This is a genomic window from Terribacillus sp. AE2B 122 (genome assembly GCF_902497585.1).
Lineage (GTDB): Bacteria > Bacillota > Bacilli > Bacillales > Amphibacillaceae > Terribacillus > Terribacillus saccharophilus_A.
Genome location: NZ_LR700942.1, coordinates 252,932 through 272,200 on the forward strand (window position 1 = coordinate 252,932; position 19,269 = coordinate 272,200).

24 protein-coding genes, 1 pseudogene, 1 riboswitch and 1 other annotated feature are annotated in these 19,269 nt (G+C 45.1%); all 25 genes and pseudogenes read left to right on the forward strand.

Going from position 1 to position 19,269, the window contains the following annotated elements:
* Positions 1–48: 48 nt before the first annotated feature.
* Positions 49–131: riboswitch (cyclic di-GMP riboswitch) on the forward strand.
* 54 nt (positions 132–185) lie between these two features.
* Entirely contained in the window at positions 186–593 is a 408-nt protein-coding gene (locus AE2B122_RS01245) for a competence type IV pilus major pilin ComGC (RefSeq protein WP_175072899.1), read from the forward strand.
* 70 nt (positions 594–663) lie between these two features.
* Entirely contained in the window at positions 664–1,419 is a 756-nt protein-coding gene (locus AE2B122_RS01250; protein ID WP_175072900.1) for an A24 family peptidase, read from the forward strand.
* Between the two features lie 13 nt (positions 1,420–1,432).
* Complete coding sequence (pilM, locus tag AE2B122_RS01255) at positions 1,433–2,380, forward strand: type IV pilus biogenesis protein PilM (RefSeq protein ID WP_175072901.1); 948 nt, start codon at positions 1,433–1,435, stop codon at positions 2,378–2,380.
* A gap of 14 nt (positions 2,381–2,394) precedes the next feature.
* Entirely contained in the window at positions 2,395–2,898 is a 504-nt protein-coding gene (locus AE2B122_RS01260; protein WP_095218220.1) for a hypothetical protein, read from the forward strand.
* Entirely contained in the window at positions 2,895–3,383 is a 489-nt protein-coding gene (locus AE2B122_RS01265) for a hypothetical protein (RefSeq protein ID WP_175072902.1), read from the forward strand. Before AE2B122_RS01260 ends, AE2B122_RS01265 begins: the two co-directional genes overlap by 4 nt.
* Before the next feature lie 128 nt (positions 3,384–3,511).
* Positions 3,512–4,339 carry an SPOR domain-containing protein gene (locus tag AE2B122_RS01270; RefSeq protein WP_095268649.1) on the forward strand — a complete coding sequence of 276 codons (828 nt, stop codon included), beginning with the start codon at positions 3,512–3,514 and terminating at the stop codon, positions 4,337–4,339.
* A gap of 165 nt (positions 4,340–4,504) precedes the next feature.
* Positions 4,505–5,179, forward strand: coding sequence for a DNA repair protein RadC (gene radC / locus AE2B122_RS01275; RefSeq protein WP_095218269.1), 675 nt, complete (start codon positions 4,505–4,507; stop codon positions 5,177–5,179).
* A gap of 246 nt (positions 5,180–5,425) precedes the next feature.
* Entirely contained in the window at positions 5,426–6,466 is a 1,041-nt protein-coding gene (locus AE2B122_RS01280) for a rod shape-determining protein (protein ID WP_095218217.1), read from the forward strand.
* Between the two features lie 12 nt (positions 6,467–6,478).
* Positions 6,479–7,375 carry a rod shape-determining protein MreC gene (mreC, locus tag AE2B122_RS01285; RefSeq protein WP_095268650.1) on the forward strand — a complete coding sequence of 299 codons (897 nt, stop codon included), beginning with the start codon at positions 6,479–6,481 and terminating at the stop codon, positions 7,373–7,375.
* The gene (gene mreD / locus AE2B122_RS01290) at positions 7,375–7,914 is read left to right on the forward strand and encodes a rod shape-determining protein MreD (RefSeq protein WP_095218215.1); all 540 of its coding nucleotides are present in this window, start codon (positions 7,375–7,377) and stop codon (positions 7,912–7,914) included. Before mreC ends, mreD begins: the two co-directional genes overlap by 1 nt.
* Before the next feature lie 35 nt (positions 7,915–7,949).
* A complete protein-coding gene (gene minC / locus AE2B122_RS01295; protein WP_095218214.1) occupies positions 7,950–8,636 on the forward strand; it encodes a septum site-determining protein MinC in 687 nt (228 codons plus the stop codon).
* Positions 8,629–9,426 (forward strand): septum site-determining protein MinD, encoded by a 798-nt coding sequence (gene minD, locus AE2B122_RS01300; protein ID WP_095218213.1) that lies wholly within the window; start codon positions 8,629–8,631, stop codon positions 9,424–9,426. The genes minC and minD overlap by 8 nt, the downstream gene beginning before the upstream one ends.
* Positions 9,427–9,500: 74 nt before the next feature.
* Positions 9,501–10,106, forward strand: a complete 606-nt coding sequence (locus AE2B122_RS01305; protein WP_095218212.1) for a trimeric intracellular cation channel family protein — start codon at positions 9,501–9,503, stop codon at positions 10,104–10,106.
* Positions 10,107–10,261: 155 nt separating this feature from the next.
* Positions 10,262–11,011, forward strand: a pseudogene (locus AE2B122_RS01310) (class I SAM-dependent methyltransferase).
* A 99-nt stretch (positions 11,012–11,110) separates the two neighbouring features.
* Complete coding sequence (locus tag AE2B122_RS01315) at positions 11,111–11,875, forward strand: M23 family metallopeptidase (RefSeq protein WP_175072903.1); 765 nt, start codon at positions 11,111–11,113, stop codon at positions 11,873–11,875.
* Positions 11,862–12,716 carry a M50 family metallopeptidase gene (locus AE2B122_RS01320; protein ID WP_095268653.1) on the forward strand — a complete coding sequence of 285 codons (855 nt, stop codon included), beginning with the start codon at positions 11,862–11,864 and terminating at the stop codon, positions 12,714–12,716. The genes AE2B122_RS01315 and AE2B122_RS01320 overlap by 14 nt, the downstream gene beginning before the upstream one ends.
* Before the next feature lie 8 nt (positions 12,717–12,724).
* Positions 12,725–14,137 (forward strand): ribonuclease E/G, encoded by a 1,413-nt coding sequence (locus AE2B122_RS01325; protein ID WP_175072904.1) that lies wholly within the window; start codon positions 12,725–12,727, stop codon positions 14,135–14,137.
* A 36-nt stretch (positions 14,138–14,173) separates the two neighbouring features.
* Positions 14,174–14,242, forward strand: a sequence feature (ribosomal protein L21 leader region).
* 11 nt (positions 14,243–14,253) lie between these two features.
* Positions 14,254–14,562, forward strand: a complete 309-nt coding sequence (gene rplU / locus AE2B122_RS01330; protein WP_175072905.1) for a 50S ribosomal protein L21 — start codon at positions 14,254–14,256, stop codon at positions 14,560–14,562.
* 8 nt (positions 14,563–14,570) lie between these two features.
* Positions 14,571–14,900 (forward strand): ribosomal-processing cysteine protease Prp, encoded by a 330-nt coding sequence (locus tag AE2B122_RS01335; protein WP_095268655.1) that lies wholly within the window; start codon positions 14,571–14,573, stop codon positions 14,898–14,900.
* Between the two features lie 14 nt (positions 14,901–14,914).
* Positions 14,915–15,205 (forward strand): 50S ribosomal protein L27, encoded by a 291-nt coding sequence (gene rpmA / locus AE2B122_RS01340; protein ID WP_038561650.1) that lies wholly within the window; start codon positions 14,915–14,917, stop codon positions 15,203–15,205.
* A 130-nt stretch (positions 15,206–15,335) separates the two neighbouring features.
* Entirely contained in the window at positions 15,336–15,869 is a 534-nt protein-coding gene (locus AE2B122_RS01345) for a Spo0B domain-containing protein (protein WP_175072906.1), read from the forward strand.
* Between the two features lie 9 nt (positions 15,870–15,878).
* Entirely contained in the window at positions 15,879–17,159 is a 1,281-nt protein-coding gene (obgE, locus tag AE2B122_RS01350; protein ID WP_095268656.1) for a GTPase ObgE, read from the forward strand.
* Positions 17,160–17,186: 27 nt separating this feature from the next.
* Complete coding sequence (locus tag AE2B122_RS01355) at positions 17,187–17,636, forward strand: ACT domain-containing protein (RefSeq protein WP_038561641.1); 450 nt, start codon at positions 17,187–17,189, stop codon at positions 17,634–17,636.
* 18 nt (positions 17,637–17,654) lie between these two features.
* Positions 17,655–18,518, forward strand: coding sequence for a prephenate dehydratase (gene pheA, locus AE2B122_RS01360; protein WP_175072907.1), 864 nt, complete (start codon positions 17,655–17,657; stop codon positions 18,516–18,518).
* 89 nt (positions 18,519–18,607) lie between these two features.
* A partial coding sequence (safA, locus tag AE2B122_RS18990; RefSeq protein WP_217468062.1) for a SafA/ExsA family spore coat assembly protein occupies positions 18,608–19,269 on the forward strand: 662 nt, incomplete at its 3' end.

Here is a 19,269-nt window from a genome sequence, read left to right on the forward strand (position 1 = left end):
TTCATTTGGTGGGTAGATTTTCTATTAGTATTTGATATAATTTTACTAGATTGATAGGAAGCGACGATGAAATAACCTTATGTGGGCACTTGGTTATTTTGGAGCTAGTAGTGCAACCGGCCATATTGATCCATTTTGTTTCCACATGGCCGGAAACGACTACATACCAAAAGGAGTGTCCAAGAATGAGAAAGTTTTTGAGTAAGAAACTGAGGTCGGAGAAAGGTTTTACACTTGTTGAGTTACTTGCAGTTATTGTTATCTTAGGTATTTTGGCAGCAATTGCGATTCCTTCTATTTTAAATTTAATAGGTGATAGCCAAGCTAAAGGTTATAATTCTACAGCTCAACAAATGATTGAAGCTACTCGTTTGGCAGAAGCTCAGTCTGAAACTGGTGCAAAATTAGGTAATAGCATAACTTTAAAAGCGCTAATCGATGGGGATTACATTAGTGTTCCTGAAGCACCAAATGACGGAAAATATGATACTGCGAAAAGTAAGGTTACAATTGAGGGTGGACAAATGACTGCTGAAGTGTGGCTAGAAGGTGGTTCTGAAGCTGTAGGTACTGCTGGAGCTAGCGCTGAATAATTATATATAGTTGGTGAAAATCTCTCATTTTTGAGAGATTTTCGTCTTTACATAAGTAAGGAGTTCTGATATGACAAATTTTCTACTAATATATTTTATTATTTTAGGCGCCGTCCTCGGATCATTCTACAACGTCGTCGGAATGCGTGTCCCAGTAAAGAAAATGTTCCAATCCGAACGGTCTTACTGTCCAAACTGCCAGAAGCAAATAAAAGCATATGACCTAATTCCAGTAATCTCTTACATAGTGCTCCGAGGAAAATGCCGTAAATGTAAACAAAAGATTTCTCCGCTCTATCCTTTCACTGAGCTAGCGACTGGTCTACTGTTCGGATATAGCTTTTATATGATCGGACTGCAGTGGGAACTGGTTACAGCATTTTTATTAGTATCAATGGCTGCGATTTTATTTGTAACAGATATGCGGTTCATGCTCATTCCGAATAAGATCTTAATCTTCTTCCTTCCTCTATTCATCATTCTCCGTATCATCACTCCATTGGATCCCTGGTGGGACTCAATTATTGGAGCTGCTGTAGCGTTTGTCCTGCTTTTCCTCGTCATTCTATTCAGCCGGGGAGGTATGGGTGGCGGAGATTTGAAGTTATTTGTTGTGCTTGGTGTTGTATTGGGCTGGAAGGGTGTGTTACTCACTTTCTTCCTATCTTCTATTATAGGAGCTGTTATAAGTCTAGTCCTCCTATCTGCGAAGATACTCAAAAGGAAACAGGCTATACCATTTGGTCCGTATATTTTGTTAGGCGCATTGATCACTTATTTTCACGGTGACGCAATGATTAGCTGGTACATTAATTCATTCTTTTAAATGAGGGAAGAGCATGTTTAAGAAGCAAAGCAAACAAGTGTACATCATCATACAGGAAACGGTTTTGCGTTATATGGCAGGTGAACCGGCTGGCTTCCGCAAAGGAAATAATTTCGGCAGCTTAGAGCTGCCGCAGGGAACAATCCGCCAGGGGAAACTGGAGGATAGGGATCAGCTGACAAAAGCTGTTCGAAAATTAGTTGAGGAGAACAGCTGGAAAGGGCGTGAACTATTGTTCACGCTGCCAGACCAAGCTGTGACGCTGCGCCAACATCAAGTTCCGAAGCAATTGAAGCGGGAAGAAATTAAGCCATTTCTGTATACGGAGCTGGAGCATACAATTCAGCTGCCGTTTGAAGATCCGGTTTTGGATTTTGAAGTGCTTGAGGAAGGTGAAGAATCAAACACGATCCTGTTTGTTGCTTATCCGGGACAGCGTGTGGAGGCGTATCAACAAGCTTTTAAGGAAGCTGGGCTTCAGCCTGTTGCTGCAGACTTGGCTTCGATATCTCTTTATCGTTTATACATAGAACAATACAAGGAAACAATTGAGGACCATTTGCTTCTATTACAATGGAATCATAGCGGCTTGATTCTAACTGCTTTCCATCAGGATATGCCGTTATTCATCCGCCAGCCACAGACGAGCTTTGGTAATTTACAGGATCATATGGAGCAGGATTTGTTTTATCAAGAGGAAGCAGATCGGGTTCGAGCGTATTTGGAAGAACAGCTAACAGAAATCGAGCGGTTCATGGATTTCTACCGTTATTCAGTGATGAATGGCGAAGCTGGTGTTACAAAGCTGCTTGTATCCGGAGATTATGAAAACTTGGGTGACGTGATGAACGAGCTTCGGCAGCGTTTGCAGATTGAGACGATCACATTCAAGCAAGAGATGATGGACGAACTGCCGTTGGCTTATGCTGATGTGCTCGGTCTATCCATGAAGAAGCTATAAAGGGGACAGAAGAAATGCTCGAAATCAACTTACTTCGAAAACAATCAGACACGCAGCGCTCCCCGATTCTGTTCCTCAGTATTCTTGGTGGACTGATCCTCATTTGTGCTGTGATATTTACATGGCAATTGCTGGCTGCGAAAGGTCAACTATCCGATCTTGAAGCGAAGCAAGCTTCTAATCAGACTTTGCTGGATGCACAAACAACTGTCGTAGCAGGTAATAACGGAACAGCACTGCCATATAGCGTCGAATTGATGGACAAATTGCAGGGACTGGCACCAAAAGGAACAGATTTAATTAGCTACACCAGCCCTGGCACTGAGCCTATTACAGTTACACTGCTTGTTAATAGTACCGATGCTGCTGCGGATTATATTCAGCAAGTGCAGGACACGAGCTATGTATCGCGCGCTAGTTTACAATCCTTAACGCCTCAGGGAGCAGACAGTTTCCAAGCTGTCTTTACGATTACAGTTGATCAAGCAGCATGGACAAGCGAGGTGAATGGAGAATGATGAACTGGTCGGATGCATCTCAACGACGTAAAATCATGATATTTTCCTTTTTGCTTGTAATCTTGCTTACCGTGATGTGTTTTGTTCTTTATGTTATGCCTATGAAAAACGAGACAAGCATAGTAGAGACAGCAGTCGCTAATCAAGAGAGACTTCTTGACGCATCAACAGCTCCTGCCGAACAAGGGGTAGTACCAGAAGCTCCGCTTGAAAATGAACTGCTGAAAGAATTAGCGAAAATAGCAAATGCAAATGATACAACGATTACGTCCATTAATAACGATTCAGAAACTGATTCTGAGGGGGCATATGTCTATCAATTAAGTACGGCCTCTTCTGATTATAAAGCTTTGCACCAATTCTTAACCGAAGTTGATGGTATGAAACGGAAAGCCGAAATAGAACAAATTGACGTGACAAATGCTTCGGAAAATAGCTATATTGCAACGATATCTTTACGGGTATTTTATAATCCTGCTTCTTAATTCGTAGAAAAGCGTGTTTGATAGGTTCTTCCTGTCGAACACTCTTTTTTTGTCTCGACAGCATTTCTCTTACTTCTATTTCTAGCTGTGCTAGAGTTGAGCCAATCAATCATAAAAGAGGTGCCAGGATGGAAGAGAAAAAGGGTTTTTCCGTCAAGATTGGCGGTAAAAAGCAGAAGAAGCAACAGCAGCAGTCAAAGGAAGAGATGGTCGGCGAGGGAAGCTACACACTTTATGACGAAGAAGCGGCGGCAACGGTCGAAAAGGATGTTCCTGTATTAGATCAATTGCATAAGAAGAAATCAGAAAAAAATGGAGTATCTTTGTCTCCTTTTGCGAAAAAGTTGGCTGCAGCTGCACTGGGTGCTGCGCTTATAGGAGTCGTGCTAGGATTCCTGCTGCTTCGTTATACGGCGGGTATTGAATCTGAGACAAGTGGCGTGGCAGCCCCGATAGCGACAAAGGAAGCTGCTGCTAACGCTGGAGCGTTTGGTGATTTGACAGCTTACGTTGTGCAGGGAGGCGTCTATAATCAAGAGGACATCGGTCAAGATGTCGTCCAGAAATACGCAGATGCAGGGATTCCGGCGGTGCTATGGGAAAAGAACGGTCAATTCTTCTTGCTGACAGGTATGGCAGGATCTCAGGAAGAAGCTGATACACTTGGTTCCCAGCTGCAGGCGCAAGGCTATGAAAGCTATGTAAAACAATGGGATCCAGGAGTTGAAGCTGCTAGCAGTGCTTGGCTGGACGAGCTGGCCGTTTTGCTTGCTGCAGGAGATAATCAGGATCCGGCTCTTTGGAAAGCTTGGCAGGAAAAAATCCCGGCGGAAGCTGAGAGCGTTAAAACGGCATCTGATGAAGCGGTCAATGCTATGGAGCAAGGAACATTCACAGCTAGTATGATGCTGCCGGTATGGCAGGAAGCTGCTACTCTAGCAGCTGGCGGTCAATGAACTTGATTTTTTTGATCTAATTACTTCATTATCTTACAGAGAGACTTAATAAAATTTCTATTTATCAATTTGAATAGAGCGCCGTCTTCCGATAAGCTTCTCGTAACCTGTCTGCCACACAGGAATCCGAGTCAGAAGGAAGGCGGTTTTTTGTTGCATACTGAAATGGCGATAAAATCGGTGCCGAAGGAAGATCGTCCACGTGAAAGGCTGCTGGAGCTAGGTCCTGCGCATTTGTCCAACGCGGAATTGTTCGCCATCCTGTTAGGAAGCGGTACAAAGGATGAGTCTGTTACATTACTTGCTCAGCGGCTTTTGATGCATTTCGAAGGTTTGCAGCTCCTGCGTGATGCGACCATTGAAGAGCTGACTGCTATTAAAGGAATCGGGACGGCTAAAGGAGTGCTTATTTTGGCTGCGATTGAGCTGGGGCAAAGGCTGTATCGATACAAGCCGGCAGAACGTTATACAATACGCAGCCCTAAGGACGGGGCAGATTATGTAATGGAAGAAATGCGCAATCTTAGTCAGGAGCATTTTGTCGTCTTATTTCTCAATACAAAGAATCACATCATCCATCGTCAGACCATCTTCATTGGCAGTTTAAATGCCTCCATCGTTCATCCCCGCGAGATCTTCCGCGAAGCTGTCCGTCGTTCCGCTGCTAGCATCATCTGTGCACATAATCATCCCTCCGGTGATCCATCACCTTCACAGGAAGATATTCATGTTACAAAACGTTTGCTGGAGTGCGGCAAGATGATCGGAATCGAGCTTTTGGATCATCTTGTCATCGGTGACCGAAAGTTTATTTCATTGAAGGAAAAAGGATACCTGTAATTACTATCTATTTTTTTGGTTTTCTCGTATAATTGGAACTAGCTTTGTAGAGAAGCGCCTAGCATGGTACACCTTACTAGCTGGCGCTTCTTCTGATGGTATGCTTTATTACCTTACAACTATGTCTATTGGATATAATATCTGATATGATAAAGTACAACATAATGAGACAATATATGAAAAGTATGCACTGCTGTCAAGCAGCTTTGCTGAAACACGAACGGACTCGGAAAAGGAGAATTAATTGTGGCGAAATTCAGTTTTTCACAAGACCTGGGCATCGACTTGGGCACAGCAAATACATTGGTTTTTGTAAAAGGGAAAGGTGTAGTCGTCCGTGAGCCTTCTGTCGTGGCGACAAATGTAGAAACAGGCCAGGTAGAGGCAGTTGGCGGCGACGCTCGTAATATGATTGGCAGAACTCCAGGAAATATCCGTGTTATCCGTCCGATGAAAGATGGAGTCATCGCGGATTATGATACAACAGCGACAATGATGAAGTATTACATTAAGCAAGCACAGCGTAATCGTTCTTCCTTCGCGAAGAAGCCGAACGTAATGGTATGTGTACCGTCTGGTATTACAATGGTTGAGGAACGTGCGGTTATCGATGCTGCAAAACAAGCAGGTGCAAAGGATGCTTTCCCAATTGCTGAGCCATTCGCTGCTGCAATCGGTGCAGGACTTCCTGTATGGGAACCAACTGGCAGTATGATCGTTGATATCGGCGGCGGTACGACAGAGGTTGCTATTATCAGTTTAGGTGGTATTGTAACAAGTCAGTCTATCCGCACAGCCGGAGATGATATGGATGAAGCGATCATCCAATACATCCGCAAAACATACAACCTTATGATCGGTGAACGCTCTGCGGAACAATTGAAGATGGATCTTGGTCATGCTGGAGTGCCAGAGCCGGATGAAGAAACAGAAATCCGCGGACGTGATCTGCTGACTGGTCTTCCGAAGACAATCAGTGTGAGCGCAAAGGAAATTTCCGGTGCTTTAGCGGATACAGTCAGTGCGATTGTAGATGCTGTGAAGCTTACATTAGAAAAAACACCGCCTGAACTAGCTGCTGATATCATGGATCGCGGTATCGTGCTTTCAGGTGGCGGCGCACTGCTTCGTAATCTGGATAGCGTTATCAGTGAAGAGACAAAAATGCCGGTTTTTGTTGCGGAAAATCCGCTTGACAGTGTAGCTATCGGTACAGGTAAATCACTGGAGTTCATCGAGCACTTCCGTTCACATCCACATGTATTTTCCAAAGCTATCAAAAATTAAGTTGGGTGAATTATGAATTTCTTTAAGAAAAAAAGGATGTTCTTATTCCTGATTGCAATCATCATCCTTGTCGGATTGATTGGCTTTTCAACCAGGGATCGGAGCAGCCAGACATTACCAGAACAAATAATCAGTGATACCGTAGGATTCGTGCAGAATATTTTCTCCAAACCTGCACAATTCACCTCTACGGTAATGACAAATATTAAAGATCTTAAGAACACCTATGAAGAAAACCAGGTGCTTAAATCGAAAGTGGACGATTACAAAGGCTTGATGTCCCGCAATCAGGAACTGGAACACCAGAACGATGAATTGCAGCAGACAATTGACAAGTTCAATCAGTACACTTCGATGGATTACAACCCGATTCCGGCTGATGTAATTGTCCGCAGTCCAGAGGGTTGGTTCGATCAGCTGACAATTGATAAAGGATCCGACGACGGTATTAGCACGAACATGGCGGTCATGACAGCGAGCGGTTTAGTTGGAAAAGTAGAAGACGTAAGTCGCAGCACGGCATCTGTCCAATTATTAAGTGGGTTTAATGAAACCAACCGCATATCTGCCAAGATTGACGGAGGAGAAAATGAGGACGGAGACACTCAGGATCCCATTTTCGGTTTGATTGAAGGCTATGATGAGAAGGATGGCATGCTGCTGTTCACCGGAGTGAAACCCGATTTAGAAGTTAAAAAAGGATCTTTAGTTACATCTTCTGGTCTTGGTGGAGTATTCCCAGAGGCTCTCCCTATCGGAGAAGTGGACTCGGTTGAACTGGATGAGTATGGTTTATCTCAAACGGTTCACGTTAAGCCTACTGCAGATCTTTATGACATCGATAAGGTTTTAGTTATAGATGCTGCTTCTGAAGACGCTTCTTCGAGTAACGGAGATGAGGGTCTGTGATGAAAAAGCTATACTTGCCCCTGATCATGCTTTTGATCGTTTGTCTTGAAGGAGTTGCCACCGCCATGCTGCCAGAGCAGTTCGTTGGCGGTGACACTTGGCTGATTCCGCATTGGAGTCTTTTGTTCCTTGTGCTGATTGCTATGCTTTATGACTTGGATAATTCATACTACAGCCTGTTATATGCGCTTATCTTCGGGCTGCTGAAAGATATCGTCTATACAGATATGCTTGGCGTCTATATGTTCACATACGGATTCAGCATCTATTTGATCCTGGAACTGCGCAGAGTGCTGCATGGTAATATTCTTGTAGCTGCATTGCTGGGGATGCTGTCGATTGTTTTTGCCGATATGATTGGCTATTTTATCTATCATTTAATTGGCATCACGCCTATTGGATTCGGTACATATCTCGTGCACCGTCTCTTGCCGACGCTTGGCGCCAACCTTATCATGCTTGTAATCTTGTATCTGATTTTCCACAAGCCTCTGCAGAAATGGTCCGATTCGCAGCTTAGAAGAACGACTAGCTTATAGAGAAGAAAATCAGACGACGAACGGAGGTGACCATCTTGATTGGAAACAAACAGATCATCACGATCAAAGGTACCCGGGAAGGGTTATCCTTGCATATGGATGATGCCTGCTCTTTCGAGGATTTGCTGAAGGAACTGGAAGAGAAGCTTGCTGCTAATCGTATTGATTCGGCTGATCACCTTGTAGGTGTACATATTCAATTAGGCAACAGGTATTTGTACAAGGAGCAGGAGGAAATCCTCTGTAAGATGATTACGAGTAAACAGCGATTAAAAATTGAATCCATCCATTCTGATGTCATTACGAAACAAGCGGCAAATGAATGGAAGGAAGAAGCAGAAGTGAAGGCTGTCAGCCGTGTCGTCCGTTCTGGTCAGGTACTGGAAGTAAAGGGTGACTTACTGCTGCTTGGTGATGTGAATCCCGGGGGCTGTGTGACAGCTACCGGAAATATTTTCGTCATGGGGAATTTGCTTGGGATAGCGCATGCCGGCAAGGATGGCAACGCTGATGCTGTCATTGCTGCTTCATATATGAATCCGACGCAGCTTCGAATAGCGGATTATATCAGCCGCGCTCCCGATCATGAGACAGATGGTGTTTATATGGAATGCGGGCATATCGATGATGAACAGGAAAAGATTATCATTGACCGTTTGCAGGCAGTGATTCGCAAACGTCCGGGCATCAGCAGTTTCGAGAGGAGAATGTTAAATGGGTGAAGCAATCGTTATTACATCCGGTAAGGGAGGAGTAGGAAAGACTACAACTTCTGCCAATCTGGGAACAGCGCTTGCACTGATGGAGAAAAAAGTATGTTTGATTGATACGGATATCGGTTTACGGAATCTGGATGTTGTGATGGGTCTTGAAAATAGAATCATCTATGACATTATCGATGTAATTGTCGGCAGATGCGCGCTGAAGCAGGCGTTGATCAAAGACAAGCGTTTCGATCATCTTTACTTACTGCCAGCTGCCCAAACAAGCGATAAAACGGACTTGACACCCGATGGGATGGAGAAAATCGTAGCCGAGCTAAAGCCGGAATTCGATTACATCATCATTGATTGTCCGGCCGGTATCGAGCAGGGCTATAAAAATGCTGTAGCAGGAGCGGATAAAGCGATTGTCGTCACCACACCGGAAAAACCGAGTGTACGTGATGCGGACCGCATTATCGGCTTGCTGGAGCAGGAGGATATCGAACCTCCTAAACTAATCGTCAACCGGATCCGTAACCATATGGTGCAAGAAGGCGACATGCTGGAAGTGGATGAAATTGTCCAAGTGCTGTCAATCGATTTGCTCGGTATTGTTGCAGACGACGACGAAGTTATCAAAGCTTCCAATCACGGGGAGCCAGTTGCTTTTCATCCGAATACGAAAGCGAGTATTGCCTATCGCAATATCGCACGACGTATTCTTGGTGAATCAGTACCGCTTATGAGCTTCGAGAGTGAGAAAGGCATGTTCAGCCGTTTGAAAAAACTTTTTTCCAAAAGTAAATGAACTTATGGTAAACTCGTAGCTCTGGAAAGAGTTGCGAGTTTTTTATGTCCATATAAACAAGGGGAATGTACAACATGACATGGGATATTTTCAGTATTATTGGTACTGCGGCATTCGCTATCAGTGGTGCCCTCGTCGCCATGGACGAGAAGTATGATGTGTTCGGCGTTTATATATTAGGTTTTGTGACTGCATTTGGCGGAGGAGCGATTCGTAATTTATTAATCGGATTGCCGGTCTCTTATTTATGGTCTCAAACGACTTTATTCTATATATCACTTATTTCCATTACCATCATCTTGATCTTTCCTAAGCTGATGACGTATTCATGGAAAAAGGCTGGTTTGTATGCGGATGCAATCGGTTTGGCTGCATTCGCCATACAAGGAGCGCTGCATGCTGCCAGTCTCGATCATAGCCTGCTTGCAATAATGGTTGCTGCATTTCTTACGGGAAGCGGAGGAGGCATACTTCGGGATGTGCTGGCTGGCAGGAAACCATATGTGTTCAAGGCTGAGATATACGGAACTTGGGCAGCTTTGGCGGGACTTTTCATTGGGCTTGGAGCTTCTGATCATCCTATCTTGCTTTATGTTTTGTTTGCAGCCATCATTTTCCTGCGTATTTTTTCCTTCCACCAGAAATGGCAGCTGCCGGTACCAAAAATGCACTATCAATGAAGATCAGCAAATTGCTGATCTTTTTTGTTATAATAAGGAAAAAGGAGAATGGTTATGAATAAGGAGCATCATCCATAACAATCAGGGCGAGTACAACATACGCTATCCTCCCGCTTTACTTGAACTCTAGCTAACAAGTAAAAGGAGGAAAAACGATGAATCTATTCAATCAGCTATTAGAAGACAGCAACAAAGCCTTTAAAGGATGGGACTTTTCCTTTATCGAGGATACTGGCAGGGTACAATCTGAACTCCTGCCCTGGTCATATGGCAGTAAAGCACGAAAATATCTCTTCGGAGCAAAAAGTATGCTTGATATGGGAACAGGTGGCGGGGAATTTTTGTCTAAGCTGCTGCCGTTGCCAGATTACACTTTGGCGACAGAAAGCTACTTACCGAATGTGCCAGTTGCCAGGATGAGACTTGCTCCATTAGGAGTGGAAGTCGTCCAAATCAAGGAAGACGATCAATTACCATTCATGGATGAGTCATTTGAAGTCATCTTAAACAAACATGAATCTTACGATGTATCCGAAGTAAGACGAGTGTTGAAACAAAATGCTATCTTCCTCACTTAACAAGTAGGAGGAACGGATTGCGTTGAACTCAATCAGCTGTTGGGTGCGTCACTCAATCCAATGTACCAGAAATGGAATCTCCAGACAGCGGCTGAGGAACTGGAAGGACAGTTTAACGTGCTAGAGTCGAGAGAAGCATTTCCGTCCATGCGTTTCTATGACATTGGAGCGGTTCTCTACTATTTGAAGGCAATTCCTTGGCAAGTGCCGCACTTCTCAGTGGATGCTTACCGGGAGGCAATATATGAGTTGCATCTTTTTATAGAGAAAAATGGGTTCTTAGACGTGCGACAGCATCGGTTCCTTTTAGCTGCTAGACCGAAGTGAATTACCGCCTCCTTTATTGGGAGGCTTTTTTCGCTTGTTTTAATAACTCGTCCTCTTTCTTCATAGACTTGTACAAAGAAGGAGAGAGGGGTTCTTATTATGGGCAAGAATCTGCATTCGGTACGGAAAGGGATTGCTGAAAGGAAACGTCTGAAAGGGGAACAAATTCAAAAAGGCATGGCAAATACGGTTAGATCTATTGCTGTGGATGAAGAAGAATCTCATGGTTTTCCGCCGCATCCAAAATATGAACCGCCTAGTTCGCAGGATAATTCGAAGTTTGCTTCCCGGTTCATGTTCCGGCTGATAGTATCTGCCAGTCTTTTTTTTGGAACAGCCATCTACTTGCAAGCTGACCATCCAATTATCGAAAAGACGAAGGGAACTGTACTGACAGCATTGACGGAGGAGTTCCCCTTTGCTACCGTGAATAGCTGGTACCAGGAGCGATTCGGCGATCCGGTGGCATTGAGTCCTGGTGGAGAAAGTGCGGATACAGCAGAAGCTCAGGCGATGCCGGTAAATGGCACAGTGGTGCAGCCATTTGAGGAATCAAAAGAAGGTATTTTGATTGAATCAGCGCAGCAATCGGATGTGGTAGCGGTAGATGAAGGAATCGTCATTTTCGCAGGCAATGATCAGGACACGGGGAAGACTATCATTCTGCAGCACGCAGATAAGAGCAAGAGCATTTACGGTCACCTGCATGCAATTGAAGTAAACCAATACCAGCGGATCGGAGCCAATGAAAAGATTGGTGAATTTGTACCGAATGCAGAAAATGCCCAGTCTGTCTATTTCGCCTTGCAGCAGGGGAGCAAGTATTTGAATCCGATCCAGGAGGCGCCAGTTGACGCGCCGTAATTGGCTCCCGCCTATTCACTTACATCCGGTATTCTGGGGGTTTCTGCTGCTTGCTGTATTGACCGGGATGCTCATGGAAGTACTTATCTTATTCATCATTGTACTGCTGCATGAAATGGGGCACTATTTGGCGGCACGCCATTTTCGATGGCGCATCCGCCGTATCATGCTATGGGTTTTCGGTGGCGTAATGGAAACCGATGAACAGGGAAATCGACGAGCTCTGGAAGAAGCGATCGTCATCTTGTCAGGACCAGCCGTCCACATTTTTATATTTGCAGCTCTATACGGCCTTTCTGCTACGCCCACACCGGAAGCAGTGCTGGAGACAGCTTATATGTATAATATGACCATTTTTCTGTTTAACCTGCTGCCTATCTGGCCGCTTGATGGCGGAAAACTGATTGGATTATTACTTTCCTTGCAGCTGCCCTATCGAAAGGCTCATACAATTCTTATCATTGTCAGCTGGATAATCGGGGCAGCTGTTCTTCTGTATGTGTGTATAGCCATGCCTTTTACATTAAGTACAGTCAGCCTTCTCTGTTTTCTAATGTGGGAAAATCGGCTAGAATGGAAACGACGCTATTATGTGTTTCTGCGCTTCCTGCTGCAGCGTGCTACATACGGAACGAATGCTGGAATCAGCACTCCGATTTTCGCTACATCGGAAACGGCTCTTCTGGATGTACTATCCCAATACAGGAGAAACAGGCGGCATATAATCGTAGTGAAGGGGAAAAATGCATTATTGGATGAACAGCAATGCAGTGATATGTACTTTAAGCGGAAACAGGCACATTGTACAGTGGCGGATATTCTGCAACAAAACAGACAGTGAGGAAAGCAATGCTATCATTATATATGTTTTTCAGAGGAACAGAAAAAGTAGCTTTAACAGTAAAGCGTGGGCAAGTACAGGAAGTGTTCTTGGACCGCCCGGGAATGAATTCGAAAGTGGGAAGCATCTTTAAAGGTATCGTTCGGCATGTGGATCATGGTTTGCAGGCGGCCTTCGTCGATTTTGGAGACGAACGGCAAGGATTTTTGCAGCGTGAAGAAGTTCCGGTGTGCAAACAAGATCAATCTCTCCGTATCGAGCAGGCGATTCAGGAAGGGCAGACGCTCTTCGTTCAAGTCCAAAAAGACGCTTATGGTACAAAAGGGGCGAAGCTTTCCGCTATTATCACTATTCCAGGTAATACACTCGTTTATTTGCCGAACGGGAACTACGTAGCTGTGTCTAGGAAATTGCCGGAAGATAGAGCAGCAAAATGGAAAGAACAGATGACGAACCTGCTAACCCCAGGAGAAGGAGTCATTATACGTACGGAAGCAGATAAATTACCAGAAGAAGTAATATTGGAAGAATTGAAGCGGCTTCGAGGAAAGTGGCTCACTTTATCAGTAAAGAATACTGCACCGCCCGCGGTTATCTACCAGGATGCCCTTATTCCGGATCAGCTGTTCCGACGCTTGCCTACAGGAAATGTAGATGAAATCGTGGTGGATGATGGATTTGAAGCGAGGCAGCTTCGCCAGCAGTTTCCAGAGCTTGGCGAGAAGGTCAGGTGGGAAAAAGAGGCAGAAACACTCCTGCCTCAGCCGCTGTCTGCTATTTGGCAGCAGCTAATTGCGCCGATTACGAACATTGACAGAGGCATCACCTTGCATATCGATCAAACAGAAGCGCTGACGGTGATTGATGTGAACAGTGGCGGCTACACAGGGCATTCCGATAAGAACCAGACAGCTGTCATGGTCAATCAGCTGGCCGCAAAGGCAATTGCCCGGGAAATTCGATTTCGCAATCTGTCCGGAATCATACTTATAGATTTTGTGTCCATGAAACGGCCGGATCAACAGCGTGCTGTTCTGCAAACTTTCCGCCAAGCACTTCAGCAGGATACGCAGCGGACAGAAGTCTATGGATTCACGAAGCTTGGTCTTTTGGAAATGTCACGGAAACGGGAACGGCCGTCGTTAATGGAGCAGCTGCAAGCGCCGATTCACAAGAATCTTTCCTTTGAGACGAAATGTTTTCAGCTTGAGCGGGAAATCATCAGTCTGTCAGCAGAAAAAACATATATGCTCTCTGGTAAAAAGGAACACATCAAGCATTTTCTTAAGCTGACGGGCAGCAATTCTGCCAATGCAGCCGTGTTTGTAAAATTCCAGGATACAAATGAGCTCATACTGAAGGAGACAGATACGGAAACTGTAAGAAGAGATGGGTTAGATAGTCTTGACAATCTTTTTTGATGTATGATAACATCAGTATGTTACACGAGGTTAGCACCCGTGCTACAACCGCGCAGATCAGGTTTCAAGCCAAGGGCGCCTGTGATGGCGAGTCTGAGTTTAAGAGGAGGTGCGTTATGTACGCAATTATTGAAACTGGTGGAAAACAAGTTAAAGTAACAGAAGGACAAACTATCTACGTTGAGAAATTGGACGGAGAGAACGGTGCAGAAGTTACTTTTGACAAAGTATTGGTAGTTGGTGGCGACGATGTTAAAATCGGTGCTCCATTCGTTGAAGGTGCGACGGTTACTGCAACTGTTGACAAGCAAGGCCGCGCTAAAAAGATCAACGTGATCAAATTTAAAGCGAAGAAAAACTACAAACGCAAACAAGGCCATCGTCAACCTTACACTAAATTGACAATCGGCAAAATTAACGCGTAAGGCGAACCATGATTACTGTTACAATAAACCGTGCGAATGAGGATATTCACAGTTTTGAACTGAGCGGACACGCAGAGAGCGGGCCTTATGGCTACGATCTCGTATGTGCAGCTGTTTCGGCAGTAAGTTTCGGAGCAGTGAACGGCCTTTTCGTACTTGGTGAGTTTGAACCAGAGGTAGAGCAGGGCGGCGACGGTGGGTATCTACGAGTAGTACTTCCCGATCACTTGTCCGAGGAGCAGCTTGATAAAGCGTCTCTTCTGCTGGAAGGTATGCTCGTCTCGCTCCAAACGATTGAACAGGACTATGGGAAGCATATAAGAATCATCGAACAATAAGGAGGTGCACCACTATGCTACGTTTAGATTTGCAGTTTTTCGCATCCAAAAAGGGTGTTGGTAGCTCCAAAAACGGACGTGACTCTGAATCCAAACGCCTAGGCGCAAAACGCGCTGATGGTCAGTTTGTAACTGGCGGATCCATTCTTTACCGTCAACGCGGTACGAAAATCTACCCAGGAACAAACGTTGGAAAAGGAGGAGACGACACATTGTTCTCTAAGATCGACGGTGTTGTTAAATTCGAACGCTATGGCCGTAACCGTAAAAAGGTCAGCGTATATCCGGTAGCTCAAGAAGCTTAATGTTTGTAGAGAGACTCTAGCCTTCGGGTTAGAGTCTTTTTTTCTAATCCACATCTATTTGCACCACATATTGTTGAGTATGAAGAAGGAGTTGCCCTCTCAACTGCTTTTTCGTAAAGGAGGAATACAGTTGGAATATCATGAAGTGATGACGCTGTTAGGATTTACACGCCATGAATGGATGAATCGGCTCCAACTCCTACATAGCTATTCCAAATTAGGTAAGGATGAAAAGGTACAGGAAAAAATCGAGGAAGCCATTCACTTGGCAGATGAAGAGCGAAAGCTGTCCAATCTAAACATTCCAGAGACTTTTGTCTGGATTCTTTCTTTCAACTGGACCTACTCTCAGTTCCGGATTACATTCCAAGTGCAAGAGTCTATGCCGAAGATTTGGGAATATGACAAGAGAATCCGAGAAAACTTAGAAGCAGTAGTGGATGCATTAAGTGAAAGCGCACAGGAGATGGAATTGTATGAAGGCTTGCTCCATGTAAAGACGCGGGAAGAAGAGCCAGTCATAGAAATGTCGTTTGTTGGAACGTTTACAGGCTGGGATAATTTACAGCAGATCGGCCAGAAAGACTATGTCCGAGAAGTGAAAATTGAATCGCTGCCAGAGAAGAAATCACGCTGTACTATCGTACTGGCGTGCAATATATGAGGTGAAACCATGTTTGTAGATCAGGTCAAAGTATTTGTAAAAGCAGGCGATGGCGGTAATGGTCTAGTTGCCTACCGCAGAGAGAAGTATATTCCACTTGGAGGTCCAGCAGGTGGGGACGGCGGAAGTGGCGGAGATGTCATTTTCAAAGTTGACGAAGGTTTAAACACATTAATGGATTTCCGTTATCAGCGCCATTTCAAAGCCAAACGCGGTGAAAATGGTATGAGTAAAGGGCAGCATGGAAAGAATTCAGAGCCGCTTATCTTGCCAGTGCCACCGGGCACGCTCGTTCGTGACGAAGACACAGGTGAAGTAATTGCGGATTTGACAAAACATGAACAAGAAGCGGTTATAGCGAAAGGCGGCCGCGGCGGTCGTGGAAATTCACGGTTCGCAACACCGCGTAATCCTGCTCCTGACTTTGCTGAAAATGGTGAACCAGGTGTGGAGCGTAATCTTCAGATTGAGCTTAAGTTGATCGCTGATGTCGGTCTAGTTGGCTTCCCGAGTGTAGGTAAATCCACATTCATCTCTGTCGTAAGTGCTGCAAAACCGAAAATTGCGGATTATCATTTTACGACACTTGCTCCTAATTTGGGCGTTGTGGAAACGCAAGATCAGCGCAGCTTCGTATTAGCTGACTTACCAGGATTGATCGAAGGAGCGCATGAAGGTATTGGACTGGGACACCAGTTTCTGCGGCATGTAGAGCGGACTCGTGTTATTGTCCATGTGATTGACATGGCTTCGACTGAAGGACGCGATCCGTACGATGATTATGTGACAATTAATGAAGAACTCAAGAAATATAATGAGGATCTTACAACACGTCCGCAAATTATCATTGCCAACAAAATGGATATTCCGGAAGCAGAAGAAAACTTGGTTGTTTTCAAAGAGAAAATCCCAGCAGATATCGATGTATTTCCTATTTCCGCCATTACTCGTGATGGTCTTCAGGATGTGCTGTACGCTATTGCGGACAAGCTGGATCAGATTCCGAAAAACGAAAAACCTGTCGAGGAACAAACAGAGCGCGTTGTGTATCGTTTCGAGGAATCAGAGAAACCATTCGAAATCACTCGCGATCCGGATGGAGCATATGTCTTATATGGAGAACAGATCGAGAAGCTGTTCAAGATGACAGACTTCAACCGAGATGAAGCTGCAAGACGTTTTTCCAGACAGATGCGTGCTATGGGCGTAGATGCGGCATTGCGCAAACGCGGAGCCAAAAACGGCGATGTAATCCGCCTATTGGAATATGAGTTCGAATTTATAGATTGATTCTGTGTGAGCCAAGGTGGGGATAGCATGGCAGAGAAGGAAGAACAATTTTACCTCGTGCGCAGTGATGTACTGCCGGAATCGATGAAAAAAACATTACAGGCAAAGGAACTGCTGGAGCGCAAAAAGGTTGCTTCTGTTTTCGATGCAGTACAGCAGGTTGACCTTTCCCGCAGTGTGTTTTATAAGTATCGGGATGCTGTATTCCCGTTTCGCGCCATGGTGAAGCAGCGGATGATCACCCTTTTCTTCCACTTAGAGGATCGGACTGGTACGCTGTCCGAGCTCTTAGCCATCGTAGCAAGATCAGGAGGCAACATCCTTACAATTCATCAGACGATACCCTTGCAAGGAAGAGCCAACGTCACCATATCATTGAATACGGCTGGCATGCATACCGATATCCAGTCGCTGCTGGATGAACTGAGAGCATTAGCATATGTAGATAAAGTAGAGATTTTGAGTTCGGAAGCTTAGGCAAGGGAGCAGAGGAAGATGAAGATCAGTTATCTAGGACCAAAGGGAACATTCACGAAAATGGCTGTAGATGCGTTATTCCCAGGTGAAGAAGCATATAGCTATGCGACAATCCCGCAATGCATGGATGCTGTCACAAATGGGGAAATGGACTATTGTGTCGTTCCAGTCGAAAATACGATTGAAGGTACCGTGCCAATTACGATGGATTATCTGATCCATCAAGCGAAACTGCCAATTGTTGGCGAGATTGTCATTCCTATACGTCAGCATTTACTGACGAAGAATGAACTGGAGTTAAGTGAGATTAAAGCGGTGTACTCGCATAGTCATGCAATAGCGCAATGTCATCAGTTTTTGCATACAAAACTCCCGCAAGCAGTTACCCATGCAACTTCCTCCACTGGTACAGCGGCTGAGATGGTTGCTGAAATGGAGGAGCCTGCAGCGGCTATCGGCAATGCACTGGCTGCAAAAGAGTTCGGCCTGACGATCCTGCAAGAAGATATCCATGACTATGCAAATAATCATACACGCTTCTTTATTTTGGCAAACCCTGCAGCGAAAGTACCTGAAACAATCGTTTCAAGTACCAACAGAAAAACTTCTTTATACGTAACTCTTCCTCGTGACTACGCAGGTGCGCTGCATCAAGTTTTGGCAGCTTTTGCCTGGCGGAATATCAATATGTCGAAAATCGAATCCAGACCGATGAAAACCGGACTAGGGAATTATTTCTTCATTATGGATGTTACGTGTGAAGCGGAGGATATACTCTTCCAAGGTGTACAACAGGAGCTAACAGCTTTAGGCTGCAGTCTCACGGTACTTGGAAGCTACCCAATTCATCAATATGAGAAAAAAGCCGGCGCGAATTTATAGCGTGCCGGCTTTTTCTATTTCAACCTTTTTGAATCTGATGCATAAGATGGTGGAGTAGTGCGTGAGTTCATGAAAGGGGAGTTTCAGTTTTGAAGATTCATATTGTACAGAAAGGCGATACGATGTGGAGTATCGCGAGAAAATATGGTGTCAGTTTTGACGAATTGCGAGAATTGAACGGGCATATCCGTGAGCCGGAGCTTGCGGTGCCAGGGATGAAGCTGAAGATACCGTCAACAACAAAAGCAGTAGCAAAAGAAGCGGTTCTGCGCTCTGAAGCTGGAGGAAGCACACCGCCTGCAAACACAGGACAACAAACACCTGCTCAAACGTTCCATAACACACCGGCCATCCAGGAAGATGACATGTCTGCTACTCCATATCCTATTATGCCGCAGATGCCGCAAATCTCTATGCCAGGTCAGGGGGGAAGCTCTTATACTAATATACCGCAGCAGCAGGCTTATACGGGAGCACTTCCTATGCAGCCAATTCAACAAATGCATCAAGGTCAGCAGATGCAAGGCTTTCCATCTTATCAGCAACCCCATCAAGGTGCCTGGCAGCAGCCGCACCAGGGAAGCTGGCTGATACAGCAGCCAGGATATGGCGGCGGCATGCCGATGCATGGGGGCGGGAATATGCCGGGAATGCATACAGGCCAGCAGATGCAGGAAGACTGGGGTATGCAAGGAGGCCAGCCAGGCCAGCAGATGCAGGGAGACTGGGGTATGCAAGGAGGCCAGCCAGG

Bases quoted from the DNA above. Each gene is read 5' to 3' on its own strand.
- AE2B122_RS01335 (WP_095268655.1), top strand. From the start codon at position 14,571: ATGATTACTGTTACAATAAACCGTGCGAATGAGGATATTCACAGTTTT.
- AE2B122_RS01260 (WP_095218220.1), top strand. From the start codon at position 2,395: ATGCTCGAAATCAACTTACTTCGAAAACAATCAGACACGCAGCGCTCC.
- AE2B122_RS01355 (WP_038561641.1), top strand. From the start codon at position 17,187: ATGGCAGAGAAGGAAGAACAATTTTACCTCGTGCGCAGTGATGTACTG.
- rpmA (WP_038561650.1), top strand. From the start codon at position 14,915: ATGCTACGTTTAGATTTGCAGTTTTTCGCATCCAAAAAGGGTGTTGGT.
- AE2B122_RS01325 (WP_175072904.1), top strand. From the start codon at position 12,725: ATGCTATCATTATATATGTTTTTCAGAGGAACAGAAAAAGTAGCTTTA.
- AE2B122_RS01250 (WP_175072900.1), top strand. From the start codon at position 664: ATGACAAATTTTCTACTAATATATTTTATTATTTTAGGCGCCGTCCTC.
- AE2B122_RS01245 (WP_175072899.1), top strand. From the start codon at position 186: ATGAGAAAGTTTTTGAGTAAGAAACTGAGGTCGGAGAAAGGTTTTACA.
- AE2B122_RS01265 (WP_175072902.1), top strand. From the start codon at position 2,895: ATGATGAACTGGTCGGATGCATCTCAACGACGTAAAATCATGATATTT.
- AE2B122_RS01305 (WP_095218212.1), top strand. From the start codon at position 9,501: ATGACATGGGATATTTTCAGTATTATTGGTACTGCGGCATTCGCTATC.
- radC (WP_095218269.1), top strand. From the start codon at position 4,505: ATGGCGATAAAATCGGTGCCGAAGGAAGATCGTCCACGTGAAAGGCTG.
- obgE (WP_095268656.1), top strand. From the start codon at position 15,879: ATGTTTGTAGATCAGGTCAAAGTATTTGTAAAAGCAGGCGATGGCGGT.
- rplU (WP_175072905.1), top strand. From the start codon at position 14,254: ATGTACGCAATTATTGAAACTGGTGGAAAACAAGTTAAAGTAACAGAA.
- mreD (WP_095218215.1), top strand. From the start codon at position 7,375: ATGAAAAAGCTATACTTGCCCCTGATCATGCTTTTGATCGTTTGTCTT.
- AE2B122_RS01270 (WP_095268649.1), top strand. From the start codon at position 3,512: ATGGAAGAGAAAAAGGGTTTTTCCGTCAAGATTGGCGGTAAAAAGCAG.
- AE2B122_RS01315 (WP_175072903.1), top strand. From the start codon at position 11,111: ATGGGCAAGAATCTGCATTCGGTACGGAAAGGGATTGCTGAAAGGAAA.
- minD (WP_095218213.1), top strand. From the start codon at position 8,629: ATGGGTGAAGCAATCGTTATTACATCCGGTAAGGGAGGAGTAGGAAAG.
- pheA (WP_175072907.1), top strand. From the start codon at position 17,655: ATGAAGATCAGTTATCTAGGACCAAAGGGAACATTCACGAAAATGGCT.
- mreC (WP_095268650.1), top strand. From the start codon at position 6,479: ATGAATTTCTTTAAGAAAAAAAGGATGTTCTTATTCCTGATTGCAATC.
- pilM (WP_175072901.1), top strand. From the start codon at position 1,433: ATGTTTAAGAAGCAAAGCAAACAAGTGTACATCATCATACAGGAAACG.